The following is a 13,604-nucleotide window of genomic DNA, read 5'->3' on the forward strand; positions in this document are numbered from 1 at the left end:
AATATATAAATCAATTAGCAATTAATTTTTGCAATTAATTTTTTATATTATTATATCATATAACTAACATAACTAAAAAATAAAAGTATATAAAAATCTTAAATTATTTATTTTATAGTGTCTAATATGTTAAAATAACCAAAAATAATTAATAAAGAAATAATATTAAATAAGAGGGCTTGATTGACTACTGAACTTATAATAAACAGAGATGAATATGAAACACGCGTCGCACTGATAGAGAGCGGTCAATTATCCGAAATTTTTATCGAAAGAAAGTCGGATTCTCCAAAACATGGAAACATATATAAAGGAAAGGTAATGCAGATTCTTCCCGGCATTCAGGCATCTTTTATAGATATAGGCTGGGAAAAATCCGCATTTTTATATGCCGGCGACTTTTATGAAATAGATGCAATTGATTATGATTTTTTTGAGCCCGGTGCAGAAGAACCGCCTCTTAACGAACTTAATAATGACAGCGAGATTAATATCGATACGCCGGCACATAAAAGGGTTAAGAAAAAGAGGAAAGGCTTGCCTAATATAGATCAGCTTTTGAAAAAGAATCAAGAAATTCTTGTTCAAATCGCCAAAGAACCCGTTAAAACAAAAGGCGCCCGCGTTACAAGCCACATATCCCTTCCAGGAAGATTTCTGGTATATATGCCGACATCTCCTTCGGTTGGAATTTCAAGGAAGATTAGAAGCGATGAAGAGAAAAAAAGGCTTAAAAATATTGTTTTAAAATACAGAAGCGAAGGCACCGGATTTATAATAAGAACTGCTGCCGAAAATGCTTCCGAAATCGACATCGAAAAAGACATAAAATTTCTTACCGCCCTATGGAATAATATTTATAGGGACCAGCTCAAAGCAAAAGCTCCCAAACTTATATTTCAAGATATAAGCATATCCTTAAGAGCGCTGAGGGATTTATTAAATAAAACAATAAACAAAATTATTGTGGACGACAGGGAAGAATACGAGAAAATAGTGGAATTTTTAACGATTCAATCGCCCGAATATACAAATATAGTCGAGTTTTATGCCAACCCCTTACCGATATTCGAACATTTCAATATCGAGAAAGAAATAGCAAAAGCATTGAACAAAAAGGTATGGCTTAAATCCGGCGGCTATATAGTAATCGATTATGCGGAAGCCCTTACGGCAATAGATGTAAATACGGGCAAATATGTGGGCAAAAAAAACTTTGAAGATACGATATTAAAAACAAATCTGGAAGCCGCAAAGGAAATAGCATATCAATTAAAGCTAAGGAATATAGGCGGTATTATCGTAATAGATTTTATCGATATGGCAAAGGAGAATCACAAAGAAAAAGTATATCACGCCTTAGAAAATTCTCTTAAAAATGACAGGGTCAAAACCACCATTAACAAGATAACGGAACTTGGACTGGTAGAGATGACAAGAAAAAGAACGGGAAATAGTATTACCAGCGCGTTTCTGGAGCAATGCCCGATGTGCGAAGGTCTCGGCATGATAAAATCGCCTCAAACCATTTGTTTTGAAATATTCAGGAGTATACCTGCATACGCAAAAAAGACAAGGTCAAAAAAAATTACTATAACGGTACATTCCCATATAATGAATAAACTGTACGAATATGAAAAAGAACTTAAAGAATTAGAAGCGGCAATTAACAAAACGATAATAATTAAAATGCAGGATAGTTTTTATCCCGAATACTTCGAAATTTCATAAATTGCAAGATATTCTCATTTATTTTTTTTATTAGAATCTTTCTTTTTTTTATGAATAAATTTAAATACTATTTCTCCTTTCTTAATCATATTCAGCTTTTCCCTTGCCAAATTTGCGATATATTGCCTGTTATTGATTAATTCGTATATTTGTTTGTCTATTTTATAATTACTTTTTTTAATTAAAGTAATTTCCTGTTTCAACTTTTGTTCTTCCGCCCTTAATCTGTACACTTTTACTATTCCCTGAAGGCTGTATATCACGAATAACGCCAGTAAAAACGCAAAAACAGAACCAGCTATTAATATTGCGTTAAGACTTTTTCCCTTGCTTGATTTCATATTTAAAATATTTCCTTATCCTTAGCGGTGCGCAGAATTCCCCGCACATACTGCATCCTGCGGTATCATCCTGATTTTTTAATTTAAATAATTTTCTGGCATATTCGGGGTCTATGGAATACTTAAACTGCTTTTCCCAGTCAATGTCCCTGCGAGCCTTCGATATATTCAAATCATCCCCGTTTTTTTTAAGTTTTATCATGTCCCCGATATGAGCCGCAATCTTAGCCGCTTTAACCCCTATTTCGACATCTTCCCCTGACGGCAAACCTAAATGTTCAGAGGGGGTAACATAGCAAAGAAAATCCGCCCCGTAAGATGATGATAATGCCCCTCCTATCGCGGAAGAAATATGGTCATAACCGGCCGCAACATCCGTGACAAGCGGCCCGAGGACATAAAACGGCGCTTCGTTCGACATCCTTTTTTGAATCTTGACATTGGCTTCTATCTCGTCGATCGGAATATGCCCGGGGCCTTCTACTATAACTTGAACGCCGTAGTCCCTTGCTATATCGCAAAGTTCGCAATTGATAATAAGTTCCTGCATATACGCCCTGTCGAAAGAATCGTGCGTCGAACCTGCCCTTAAACCGTTTCCCAGACTTAAAACGGTATCATATTTTTTTAATATCTTTAAAACATCTTCGAATCTTTCATATAAGGGGTTTTCCTTATTGTTTTCTATCATCCATGCAACTAAATACGCCCCTCCTTTTGAAACAAGACCCGCATATCTGTATGATTGTTTTTTTAATCTCTCGAGAGATATTAAATTTAAACCGGAGTGAATAGCCATAAAAGAAACACCGCTTTCACACTGTTTTTCTATAACATCGAAGACTAAATTTTCGGGCATTTTTACCGGATTTTTATATCTGTCTATAGCTTCCCTGAATGCCTGATAAAGAGGAACTGTCCCGACGGGCAAAGAGGTATTATTCAAAACCTCTTTGCGTATAAAATCTAAATCTCCCCCGACGCTTAACTCCATCAGCGTATCGGCTCCACTATCTTCGGCAATTATGGCCTTTCTAACTTCTTCTTCTATGTCGGCATGATTTGTGGAAGTTCCGATGCTTGCATTGATTTTTGTGGTCAGGCCACTGCCTATCCCGACAAATTTATCTTTATTTTTATTGTGTAAAATAACCGCCTTGCCGTTTGAAATATTTTCAATTAAATGTTCTTTTGCAATGCTTTCCTTATTAAATGCATAATCCATTGCCGCCGTCCAGATACCCCGAGTCGCGGATTCTTTTTCCGTCATATTCGCCATAAAGTTATTAATTATCCTTTTTAATTTTTGATTTTGAATTAAAATCAGATTATTTATTTTATTATTCCGTTAATCTTAATTTTATATCATTTTAGCATTATCTATTATATTTTTTGCGATTAGCTTGTTCGAGAAAAAAGACAAATGAATATAACTGCCTATAGCGTTTAAAACGCTATACCCCTCTTTTTTTAAAACCTCCGGCGAAGCTAAACTTTCGCATTCGAAAATGTTTTTTAAAGCCGCAGAATTTTCTCCTGTGGAAGCTGCTCGTCCGTGATTGCCATAACTATATTGATTATATCCGTCATCGTTTTGATAGCCTGTTATAATTTTAGAATAATGGAACTCATGTCCGTTTACCCTTAATCCCGCATCTCCCATAAATGATTTTTCTTTAAGGCAAACATTTCTATAACCTAAGGAAAGCCTCGTATTATCCATAGTCACGCCAAACGGAAGTATTCCCAATAAATCCCAATTTTTACTTTTATAGGTAAGACTTTTGCACAAATACATGAATCCCCCGCATTCCGCATATATTATACCATTATTTTCAAAAAATTTATAAATTTCATTCATTATGCCCCGATTTTCCGCAAGATTTTTTGCGTAAATTTCAGGATAACCGCCGCCTATATAAATTGCTCCGATGCCTTTTGGCATAGTTTTATCCGATAGCGGACTGAAAAAAACAATTTCCGCTCCAAAATTCTTTAAAATTTCGAAATTAAAATTATAATAAAAAAAGAATGCCTTATCATAGGCAACGGCAATTTTTACCCTTTTATTATTTTTCTTTACGGATAAACCATTATTGCTTTCAGTCTTAAATTGCGTATTTTTTATCCGCTTTGCATAATTAAAAAACAAATCATTAAAGCCTTTTGACTCTTTCTTAAGGGTTCTTATCATTAAATCTATATCTATATTGCGGAAAACTTCATTTTTTATATTACTTATAATTTTTTCGAATCCCCCTATCGCCCCTTCAGGATTTTGCGTAATCGGGGCTATAAGGCCGAGATGCCTTTCCTTGATAGAAAAAACTCCTCCGTCATTCAAAACATAGCCAAAAACCTCTATATCTTTAATATTTTCTTTAATCTCGTTAAATATAATTTCATAATGTCTTGCCGAAGAAATATTATTTAAAATAACTCCGCAAACATTAACCCCCTTTTTATATTTCTTAAGGCCGTAAACAAGGGAAGCCATGGTAGATGAAATTCGTTTAGAATCCATTACCAAAACTACTGGAAATTTAAATTTTTTTGCAATCGCGTAAGAATTTCCATCGTATAAACCCATAGCGCTTTCCACGATAAAGGCTCTGTTTTCGTTTAAATCACGCGCACAGCCCGCATCGCCGTCAAAAACCCATGAATTTAAAAACTTAACCGGTATCAAAAATGGGTCAAGGTTTTTAACTCCTGTTTTCACAGCCTTCGATATTACGATTGGGTCAAGGAAATCAGGCCCTGCTTTAAAAATATCTATAGCGCAACCCATCTCTTTCACTTTATTTGAAAAAGCCATGGTTATCATCGATTTCCCCGAAGAAGACCTGTCCGACGCAAAAAAAACCGAAAACATAAGGATGCAAGTTTAATTAAAATTTATCTAAATTTATTAATATCCATTAATGCCGATTTAAGATAGGATTTTATAAAATCCGTGCAATGCAATCATATAAACGGCTTCGGATACCTTGACGCTAAAACCGAGCATGTCGCCGTTTACCCCGCCAAATTTTTTAGCAAAATAAAACGCCGCGGCCAGAACAAAAAAAATTGAAATCAGCGCCGAAAAAATGCCTGCCAGTTTTAAAAAAATAAAGATGATTATAACAGTAAAAACAGAGGCGGCAATGAATGTCGAAAGCTTTGTTCCCACGGTAAAGATCGTTCCTATCCCCTTAAAATCCTCCGGCGTATTAGAAAAATAAGACAATAACACTATGGAATACCTGCCTATAACGGGAAATGTCAATAATGATAAATAAATAAACCCTGAATTTATTCCGTTAACCGCGAGCCACATAATCAATATATAAAAAATAACCGCGATAATTCCCGAAGTCCCTGCGTTAACATCCTTCATTGCATTATAAAATCTGACCTTATCGCCGCTTTTTAAGTAAGCAAAAAGTCCGTCCGTCGTATCCGACAGGCCGTCGAAGTGAAGCCCGCCCGTTAAAATAAAAAGAAACAGGATAGACATTAAGACGGAAGCCGGGGCCGCCGAAAACTTATTAAAAATATAAAATACGAGGGCTAAAATTGCCCCGATAAACAGCCCAGCCAGAGGAAAATATTTTATGGATGCCGTCAACTTAATTATTGCCGAATTATCGCCCTCACCGCCGTTAGCCTTATCTTTTCTTCTTAGTCTGAATATTGTTAAAAAGCTTACGGCTTCCAATAAATTACTCACGATAAACGCCTGTTTTATTCGCTCATTGGCCATTATTTTCCGTAATCAGTTTATTTTTGAGGTTCTGTTATCTTCCGTTATTAATATTAATTATTTATTAAGTTTTGACGCAAAGACATTTGCCTCATCGAATGTCAACATATTGTTATACATGTTAATAGCCGTTTCGATTATCTTCATCGCTATAACTGCACCCGTTCCCTCTCCTAAACGCATAGACAAATCCAGGATCGGTTTTTTACCTTTTATAAGGTTAACGGCGGTTTTATGACCTCTTTCTTTTGATAAATGGCCTAAAAACATGTAATCCAAAACATCGGGGTTAAGATTGACGGCTATTAGCGCTCCTGCGGTAGAAATAAAGCCATCGACTACAACGGGAACCCTGTTAATGGCACACCCCAATATAAAACCTGCTATTGCGCCGATTTCAAATCCGCCAACCCCCGCTAAAACATCTATCGGGTCGCCGCCGTTTTGTATATTGGATTTAATTGCTTTTTCGATAATAGAGGCCTTTTTGCTTATTATGCTTGAACTTACGCCTGTTCCGCGGCCGCAAACAAATACGGGCGATTTTCCTGAATAAAAACAAGTAATCGCGGAAGACGGGGTTGTATTGCCTATACCCATATCGCCGGTTGCGCAAAAATCAGCCCCTCTTTCCTTGACGATATTGGATATTTCTATTCCTTTAAGAATTGATTTTAAAGCATCGTCATATGTCATGGCCTTGGATTTAAATATATTATTTGTTCCTGCCTTAATCTTTCCATTTATAAAATTGCCTCCTGCCGGCATTTTTAAATTCGCGTTAATTCCGACATCTACGACCAGAACATTGGCGTTTACGGAATTTGCTATCGCGTTTATGGCCGCGCCGCCGCTTAAAAAATTTATAACCATTTGAGCCGTAACATCCTGTTTAAACAGGCTAATTCCTTCTTCTACGACTCCATGGTCGCCCGCAAATACGCAAACAAACTTATTTTTTAAATACGGTCTTTCTTCTTCCGTAATGGCAACGATATCTTTGGCAAACTCCTCCAATCTGCCAAGGCTTCCCTTTGGCTTTATAAGCCTGTTAAGCCTATATTCCGCAATTTTATAAAATTTTTTTTTATCCGCAGGCTTTATTGAATTAACTAATGAAAAAAGATAATCCTTTTTTTTGTTCATATAAAAACTTTAAAAAATTAAAAATCTTTATCGTTATATTAATTTTGATTCTATTAATTTTATTATAGATTATGATAAAAAGATAGATATAAAATTGGGCGCTTTTACTAAATCCGTCAGGTTTTTATTTCAATAATACTGGATTCCCCGCAATAATACAGAAGGCTTTGTCCGATAAGGCGGAAAGCTCCTGTTCCATTAACCCGTTCAATTCGATAAACTTTCTAAGATAAACATCCGCCGGCACCATATTGAAACCAAGCGAATCGGCTACGGTTATAACGGAGCATTTAATTTCCTTGAGGTATTTTGAAAGCCTTAAAATTGCTCCCTGCGCAAAATCAAAATCGGATATATTTTTAAAGATGGAAGATAGCCATAATGTTAAGGAATCAATGAGAATTATCCCCTTTTTATTTTTAAAAGATTTATAAGCGGCATCTATCGCGGCCCGCAAATCCGCAAAATTTTCGTGAACAATAAAAATATCCGACCTTTTTTCTTTATGTCTTTTTATTTTAAGAAGCATTTCACTATCCAAATTTTCAATTTTTGCGGTTGCGATAAAATGGAGCGGACTATAATCCCGCCCTGCGGGGGCTAAATCGGGACTGGAGTCCAGACCGCCACCGAAAAATGTTTTATAAATCAATAAGGCTTGTTCTTCGGCATATTTTGATTTACCGGAAGATATGCCGCCGGTTATAAAAATTTTGGGTGGATTTTCCATTTATATATTACAATTATATTACATTGCAAATTTTTTATAGAATTTTTTAAACAACCCCGTAAGCGGATTTTTTAACGGCTTCCAGATACATCAATGCTTCGCTGTCTATTTTTAGTATATCGTCAATCGTGGCAAGCGGATTAATTTTTTTAAGTATCGCATTAGCCAAAATATAATAGCCGTTATAAAATGCGTCCACAAATTCAATCAGTTCTCCAAGTTTGCCTTTATGGTCAATTAACGCATCGGAAATTGCGGAATCAATATTTATTTCTTTCAATAAATCCTGAAACGGCATTCCAAGGGCAACGCTTATGAGAGAAAGCATCCCCACTAAAAAGGCTTCATCGCCAAAACTTTTGCTTATGAATTTATTGCATATCGTTTCCATTGTTCTGCTTTTTACTATTGCGCTTTCCAGTATGAGATCCGATTCTAAATCACTTTTGCCGGAAGCAAGCATCATGGTCAAAATCCATCTGGAAACATTGCCGTATCCCAAAAGCACGATGGCTTGCCTTAATGATGATATTTTTGCGGCAAATCCGTAAAAAACCGAGTTTATAAGCCTTAAAAGCCTAAAAACAAGAGCGGGCGAAGTTTTAAATAATGCTTCTATTTGCTCTATATCCGCATTTGCCTGAAAAGCGTTAAATATATTTATTAATAACCTATAGCTCTGGTCTAAACTCACGGAAGATAAAACGGAAGGCTTTTGAAAAAAATACCCCTGATATAAATTAAAGCCGAGACTTTTATAAAAATAAAAATCTTCGTCCAGTTCAACTTTTTCGGCCAAAAACTTTACTCCGTAATCTTTTAGAAATAGAAGTATTTCTTTAATTTCGTTTTTTGAGTATTGCTTAACATCAATCTTGATATAATCGGATAATCTTAAGATAGGCTCCCATTCCTCGCCGTAAACAAAATCGTCCAGCGCAAACCTAAAACCTTTGTTTTTAAAATCTTGTATTATAGAAACAGCCGTTTCGTCTATTCTACTCGTTTCCAGTATTTCAAGGACTATTTTATCTTTAGGAAGCAAATCCATTATATCCTGCCTCAAAATATCGGGAACTATATTAATGAATGCGATTTTATCGCTTATCAATGTTTTAAAGCCGACATCATACATATTCTCCAGCACGCTTGCAGTAGCATTTAAATGATCGACCACCTCGGCAACATTTTCGCCGCTTCTTCTAAAAAGCATCTCGTAGCCGAATATACTTTTATCGCCGTTTATTATGGGCTGTCTTCCGATATAAATTGGTTTTTTCATCTATTTTTAACGCTTTTCCTGCAATATTTATATTAACGATATTTATCGACATTTCAATGCCCTGCTATTATAATTTCCGCTTTACATCTCTTACATATATATCTTTTATCATTGATTATCTAAAAGTCAAATATAAAGAGGATAGTTTAAAATTCTTTTTAGCGTAGAGGGGGCGTGGAGGCTTTAGGAGAATTAGCATAAATTTGACACATTACGGTGGAAAGACCAAAAGATGGAATCATGTAAACCTTTAAATTCATATGGTGGGCGCGGCAGGTCTCGAACCTGCGGCTTCCACCGTGTGAAGGTGGCACTCTACCCCTGAGTTACGCGCCCTTAAAACCTTAATAGAAGGTAATATAAACATAAATTATAAACAAATTTTCGTCTTTAATTTAGTTTAATAGCGTATAACAAAAATGTCAACAGATTATTAAATGCGAATTATTAAAGAACCCGAAAATAAGAAAAGTTAAATAAAACCTGCAAAAAGATAAAAAAAATCCCGGCATTATTTTATTATATAATAATACCGGGCAAACCGTGACAAAAATTCGCACCGCAAATTTATCGGCTTTTTATTTCCCGCTCATCCCTGCTTTCAATCTTCCTTGCCAAAAGATGAACTTATAAATATGCTTTGCTGGTTTTCTCTTAAATTTTTCGTCAAATTTTTAGCCAAAAGCATCATGAATTTAAGTCCAAAAATAACATCTTTGTCTTTTGTTAAAGAAATCAATGAAAAAATACCGCCTTTATGATATTTTTCATCGTCTGCTTCGGTCAAAGTCTCATGCATTGAGCAATCGAGAGCTTTTACGAGTTCTTTTACATCCAGCTGGGTTAAAATGGCTTCCACCATATCCAAACCAGTTCCGACAGCCCTGTCGATAAGCCCATCCGTCATCATTCTTCTTGCCGAAGCTACGCCGTTTGCAAGTTCGACAAGGTCATTTAATGTGTTGCTATCAATAAATCCCTGGCCCGCGTCAAGAAGCGGCTTTATGTTGTATTGCAATGTCAGGTCGGTTAGTTCCGCCAGTTTTTCTGCCGTGCCGGCCATCCGCTCAATCATCGCATCGGTCGTTCCTTTAGCAAACCCTGCGGCAAAATCGCCCATTTCCTTAAGTATTTGGAGCGTACCAGACCTCTCGAGTTCGTCAATCTTTTCGAGCGAGGACTCTAAAGACTTTGATATTTGTTGTGTTTTTTTAACGAGCCCTGCCATATTTTCATCGCTAAGCACATCGGTTAGTTCCGCCAGTTTTTCTGCCGTGCCGGCCATCCGCTCAATCATCGCATCGGTCGTTCCTTTAGCAAACCCTGCGGCAAAATCGCCCATTTCCTTAAGTATTTGGAGCGTACCAGACCTCTCGAGTTCGTCAATCTTTTCGATGCCATTTTTCAGACTTTCCGACTTTTCGCCAATCTTTTTGATCATAGAAAGTTGTTCTTCGCCGGAAAAACTATCCAGCATTGAAAGACTGGTCATAATATTATCGGCCACCCTTTGAACCATTACATCCGTTGCGCTTTCCTTCTGAGCTTGAAGTATTGCGCTAAATTCATCGAGTGTGTCTAACCTATCTATAATATTTAACAAATGTTCTAAGGCTTGCGGTTTTTCCGTGAGTTTATTAGTTAGGGCGGCGCCGACATCTATTTTTGAGCTACGCTGAACTTCGTTTGCATTTTCAGCCATAATTGCCTCCTATTTTAATCGTTAAATTAAAGAACACCCATCGGGGTTAACCAGTAAACCTTATTATATGTTAATTTAAACCAGTGAATAAGCGCTGACGGAGCAACGGGATTTGGCGGAGTATTATAATCAAACATAATATATGTTGCTTTACTTAAACCTGTCTCTATAAAACAGAAAACCTTCCCGTCATACCTGAACGGCGTTAGGCCTTCTCTTAACTCAGAGGCAATATTTTCGACGATAATATCCGATTCAAAGTGGGCAGTAGAACCTGCTTTGCTTATCGGAAGGTTTGTAGTATCCCCGACAACATAGACATTTGTCGCCCCTTCCATCTTAAGCGTAAATTTGTCGGTCGGTATAAACCCGTTCTGTCCAAGGCCGGAATCTTCGATTACCTGCGCCCCTTTGTGCGGCGGAATCGTGAGCAATAAATCATATTTTAAAGTTACGCCCTCTAAACTTGTGATGGTTCTTTTATTGGCATCAACCTCTTTCATATTAAACAAAGTTTCAGTTAAGATGCCGTGTTTTGGAAATGTTTTGGCCGCGAAATGGGCTACAGATTCGAGCCCGTGAAGTCTCCCTATCGGGTAAGTATAGGTATATTCAACCTTATCTCTTATCCCTCTTTGTTTAAACCAATCGTCCAGCATATATGTAACTTCTAACGGAGCAACAGGACATTTATGCGGCAAACCTATGGCGAGAACAATCTTGCCGCCCTTAAAAGTCATTAATTCATGGCGAAGTTTTAAACAGGCATCTACCTCGTAAAACCAGTGTCCGCCCTCTCTTAGCCCTGGTATCATTTCAGGGGCAGGCCTTGACCCTGTGGCAAGAACAACAATGTCATATTTTATAATCAAGCCGTTTTTAAGATGAACCTCATTTTTATCCTTATCGATTTTAACCGCGGGGTGAAGATGAAGTTCAACCATCGGGTCGAGTAAATTTCTTTCGTCTCTGACAAGTTCATCATGGTGCTTTAAACCAAAAAGCATGTATAAAAGGCCAGGTTGATAAAAATGCTCCGGCTTATCCGATACCACATCGATTACCAACTCGCCTTTTTTAAGCTCCTGCCTCATTTTTTTTGCAAGTAAATTAGCAATAATTGTTCCGCCGACCCCTCCTCCAACGATAACCACTCTTTTTGACATAACAACCTCCTTAATTACATTAATTACATTAATTACATTAAAAGTTAAATTAATTTAAAGGTATTTTAACTTGCTCCTCTTTGCATCCTTTCTTACATTTCTTTAATCTTTTTTGAAAAAATTCGCCAATAACCGGTTTCTTCGATAACACCCATAAATTCCTGATGAACCTTGTTTAACCACTCCGGAACATCTTTGGCGCTACCAGCGTCCCCTGAAATTAGTTCTATTATAGAGCCAACAGGCTGCTGCCTCATCTCCTTTATTAATTCCATAAGCGGCCCCGGGCAATATGTCCCTCTTGCATCCACGGTAATAGTCGGTTTAACATCTTTTAAATTTACATCTGCCATAGTAAACACCTCCAAAATAAAAATAATTAAGCGTTAAAATAAGATCACATAATATAAGATATAATAATACATATTTATTTATCTTAAAACCGTGCCATTGTTAAACTTATTGCTGTTTTTCGGTTTTAAAATTACATATTATCCACTTTTTTAGCAAATATTCTCCAATAACCTGTTTCCTCGATAACAGATAAAAGTTCCTGATGAACTTTTTTTATCCATTCTATAACTTCTTTGACATCTTCCTCTTTATCCGTTAATAATTCTATTACCGTGTTTTTCGGCTGCTGCCTCATTTCTATAATAAACTCGCCCACAGGCGGCATGCAGCACGATACGCCCCTTATATCAACTACAACAGATTCGGTATATTCAATATTCTCTGCTAAATTACCCATACAAACATTATTCATTTCAATATCTTAAGATATTGAAAAATGCATTTAAAAATTAAATTTAAAAAAGCAGTTTTATTTCTAATTGATATGCATGTGCATTATGAATTAAAATTAAAATGTAATGGTTTCCGCCCCTTCCATAATTCCCAGAAACGCGGCAAGGCCTAAATTATCATCGACAATATCTATTAAATCGTCTTTTTCGATCCCTAAAATATCCATTACCATAGAGCACACATAAATTTTAATGCCCCCAAGCATTTTAGCCTGGTCAAACAGTTCATAAAACATTGCGGCCTTCTTTTCCTTAATCTGGTGATAAATTTTACCCCCGGTAAAATTCTTTTTCTCCACATTTTCCTTTAAATAATTGTAAACCGCGTTCATAGTTACAAAAACGGAAACATCGATGCCGGAAACTGCCGCAACGGATGCGATCATTGATGCTACATGAGATTTTTCATATTCCTCAGAGGCAATTATTATTGCCAGTTTTTGGTTATCTGCCATAAATGGTCCTCCTATGTTTTTATATTTTATTTTAATAATTTATTTTAATGCTTAATGTAAATTTAGTTTTTTGATAAAATTTTTTAAAAAGATAAAAATTCCCTCTTCTATATTTATAATTATATGAAATGCAAAATATATACCGAAATCATAATTATTTTTAAGTTAGACAATTCCTTTAAAATCAAGGATTTGATTTTTTAATTTCATAATGAAAATTAGATTTATGACAATTTGACAAATTATTTATGACAAATTGTCATAAACCCATAATCTATCAATAAAATATGTTAAAATGTTTCAAAATCTGATAAATAATGCCTATTGACAAATCAGGTATTTCGGTTGTAATATATATTATCTTTTATTTTTCGGATTGCTTTTTATAAAAAGCTGAAAGGGTTTCTATTCATACAGGCGCGTAGCTCAGGGGTTAGAGCACTACCTTGACACGGTAGGGGTCGGCGGTTCGAGACCGCCCGTGCCTACCAGATAAA

Annotated in this window: 13 protein-coding genes and 2 tRNA genes; 2 read left to right on the forward strand and 13 right to left on the reverse strand. The window is 36.1% G+C overall.

Features of this window, described 5'->3' with window-relative positions; translation table 11 throughout:
- Nucleotides 1-183 precede the first annotated feature (183 nt).
- Complete coding sequence (locus EVJ47_07850) at nucleotides 184-1,731, forward strand: Rne/Rng family ribonuclease (GenBank protein RZD14137.1); 1,548 nt, start codon at nucleotides 184-186, stop codon at nucleotides 1,729-1,731.
- Between the two features lie 14 nt (nucleotides 1,732-1,745).
- On the opposite strand, the gene EVJ47_07855 is transcribed toward EVJ47_07850, so the two are convergent.
- The 13 genes from EVJ47_07855 to EVJ47_07915 all read right to left on the reverse strand — a co-directional run bounded on the left by EVJ47_07855 (nucleotide 1,746) and on the right by EVJ47_07915 (nucleotide 13,107).
- On the reverse strand, nucleotides 1,746-2,072 hold the full coding sequence (locus EVJ47_07855) for a septum formation initiator family protein (protein RZD14138.1): 327 nt from the start codon (nucleotides 2,070-2,072) through the stop codon (nucleotides 1,746-1,748).
- Complete coding sequence (gene thiC / locus EVJ47_07860; protein ID RZD14201.1) at nucleotides 2,044-3,342, reverse strand: phosphomethylpyrimidine synthase ThiC; 1,299 nt, start codon at nucleotides 3,340-3,342, stop codon at nucleotides 2,044-2,046. The genes EVJ47_07855 and thiC overlap by 29 nt, the downstream gene beginning before the upstream one ends.
- 90 nt (nucleotides 3,343-3,432) lie before the next feature.
- Nucleotides 3,433-4,947 carry a cobyrinate a,c-diamide synthase gene (locus EVJ47_07865; protein RZD14139.1) on the reverse strand — a complete coding sequence of 505 codons (1,515 nt, stop codon included), beginning with the start codon at nucleotides 4,945-4,947 and terminating at the stop codon, nucleotides 3,433-3,435.
- A 57-nt stretch (nucleotides 4,948-5,004) separates the two neighbouring features.
- A complete protein-coding gene (gene cobS, locus EVJ47_07870; protein ID RZD14140.1) occupies nucleotides 5,005-5,820 on the reverse strand; it encodes an adenosylcobinamide-GDP ribazoletransferase in 816 nt (271 codons plus the stop codon).
- A 57-nt stretch (nucleotides 5,821-5,877) separates the two neighbouring features.
- Nucleotides 5,878-6,966, reverse strand: coding sequence for a nicotinate-nucleotide--dimethylbenzimidazole phosphoribosyltransferase (gene cobT, locus EVJ47_07875; protein RZD14141.1), 1,089 nt, complete (start codon nucleotides 6,964-6,966; stop codon nucleotides 5,878-5,880).
- A gap of 124 nt (nucleotides 6,967-7,090) precedes the next feature.
- A complete protein-coding gene (locus EVJ47_07880) occupies nucleotides 7,091-7,696 on the reverse strand; it encodes a hypothetical protein (GenBank protein RZD14142.1) in 606 nt (201 codons plus the stop codon).
- Between the two features lie 46 nt (nucleotides 7,697-7,742).
- Nucleotides 7,743-8,978 carry an EAL domain-containing protein gene (locus EVJ47_07885; protein ID RZD14143.1) on the reverse strand — a complete coding sequence of 412 codons (1,236 nt, stop codon included), beginning with the start codon at nucleotides 8,976-8,978 and terminating at the stop codon, nucleotides 7,743-7,745.
- 261 nt (nucleotides 8,979-9,239) lie between these two features.
- Nucleotides 9,240-9,314, reverse strand: a tRNA-Val gene (locus EVJ47_07890).
- A gap of 265 nt (nucleotides 9,315-9,579) precedes the next feature.
- Nucleotides 9,580-10,680: a hypothetical protein gene (locus EVJ47_07895; GenBank protein ID RZD14144.1), complete on the reverse strand. Its 1,101-nt coding sequence runs from the start codon at nucleotides 10,678-10,680 to the stop codon at nucleotides 9,580-9,582.
- A 26-nt stretch (nucleotides 10,681-10,706) separates the two neighbouring features.
- On the reverse strand, nucleotides 10,707-11,846 hold the full coding sequence (locus tag EVJ47_07900; GenBank protein ID RZD14145.1) for an NAD(P)/FAD-dependent oxidoreductase: 1,140 nt from the start codon (nucleotides 11,844-11,846) through the stop codon (nucleotides 10,707-10,709).
- Between the two features lie 92 nt (nucleotides 11,847-11,938).
- Complete coding sequence (locus tag EVJ47_07905; GenBank protein ID RZD14146.1) at nucleotides 11,939-12,199, reverse strand: sulfurtransferase TusA family protein; 261 nt, start codon at nucleotides 12,197-12,199, stop codon at nucleotides 11,939-11,941.
- A 131-nt stretch (nucleotides 12,200-12,330) separates the two neighbouring features.
- Complete coding sequence (locus tag EVJ47_07910; GenBank protein ID RZD14147.1) at nucleotides 12,331-12,612, reverse strand: sulfurtransferase TusA family protein; 282 nt, start codon at nucleotides 12,610-12,612, stop codon at nucleotides 12,331-12,333.
- A 96-nt stretch (nucleotides 12,613-12,708) separates the two neighbouring features.
- Nucleotides 12,709-13,107, reverse strand: a complete 399-nt coding sequence (locus EVJ47_07915) for a hypothetical protein (protein ID RZD14148.1) — start codon at nucleotides 13,105-13,107, stop codon at nucleotides 12,709-12,711.
- Between the two features lie 415 nt (nucleotides 13,108-13,522).
- Between EVJ47_07915 and EVJ47_07920 the strand changes: the two genes are divergently transcribed.
- Nucleotides 13,523-13,598: transfer RNA gene (locus EVJ47_07920), tRNA-Val, on the forward strand.
- Nucleotides 13,599-13,604: the final 6 nt, after the last annotated feature.

It is taken from the genome of Candidatus Acidulodesulfobacterium ferriphilum (assembly GCA_004195035.1).
Taxonomy (GTDB): Bacteria; SZUA-79; SZUA-79; order Acidulodesulfobacterales; family Acidulodesulfobacteraceae; genus Acidulodesulfobacterium; species Acidulodesulfobacterium ferriphilum.

What these genes read in the sequence shown, in the direction of transcription:
- EVJ47_07855 (RZD14138.1), bottom strand. Translation starts at nt 2,072, where the DNA reads ATGAAATCAAGCAAGGGAAAAAGTCTTAACGCAATATTAATAGCTGGT.
- thiC (RZD14201.1), bottom strand. Translation starts at nt 3,342, where the DNA reads ATGACGGAAAAAGAATCCGCGACTCGGGGTATCTGGACGGCGGCAATG.
- EVJ47_07865 (RZD14139.1), bottom strand. Translation starts at nt 4,947, where the DNA reads ATGTTTTCGGTTTTTTTTGCGTCGGACAGGTCTTCTTCGGGGAAATCG.
- cobS (RZD14140.1), bottom strand. Translation starts at nt 5,820, where the DNA reads ATGGCCAATGAGCGAATAAAACAGGCGTTTATCGTGAGTAATTTATTG.
- cobT (RZD14141.1), bottom strand. Translation starts at nt 6,966, where the DNA reads ATGAACAAAAAAAAGGATTATCTTTTTTCATTAGTTAATTCAATAAAG.
- EVJ47_07880 (RZD14142.1), bottom strand. Translation starts at nt 7,696, where the DNA reads ATGGAAAATCCACCCAAAATTTTTATAACCGGCGGCATATCTTCCGGT.
- EVJ47_07885 (RZD14143.1), bottom strand. Translation starts at nt 8,978, where the DNA reads ATGAAAAAACCAATTTATATCGGAAGACAGCCCATAATAAACGGCGAT.
- EVJ47_07895 (RZD14144.1), bottom strand. Translation starts at nt 10,680, where the DNA reads ATGGCTGAAAATGCAAACGAAGTTCAGCGTAGCTCAAAAATAGATGTC.
- EVJ47_07900 (RZD14145.1), bottom strand. Translation starts at nt 11,846, where the DNA reads ATGTCAAAAAGAGTGGTTATCGTTGGAGGAGGGGTCGGCGGAACAATT.
- EVJ47_07905 (RZD14146.1), bottom strand. Translation starts at nt 12,199, where the DNA reads ATGGCAGATGTAAATTTAAAAGATGTTAAACCGACTATTACCGTGGAT.
- EVJ47_07910 (RZD14147.1), bottom strand. Translation starts at nt 12,612, where the DNA reads ATGAATAATGTTTGTATGGGTAATTTAGCAGAGAATATTGAATATACC.
- EVJ47_07915 (RZD14148.1), bottom strand. Translation starts at nt 13,107, where the DNA reads ATGGCAGATAACCAAAAACTGGCAATAATAATTGCCTCTGAGGAATAT.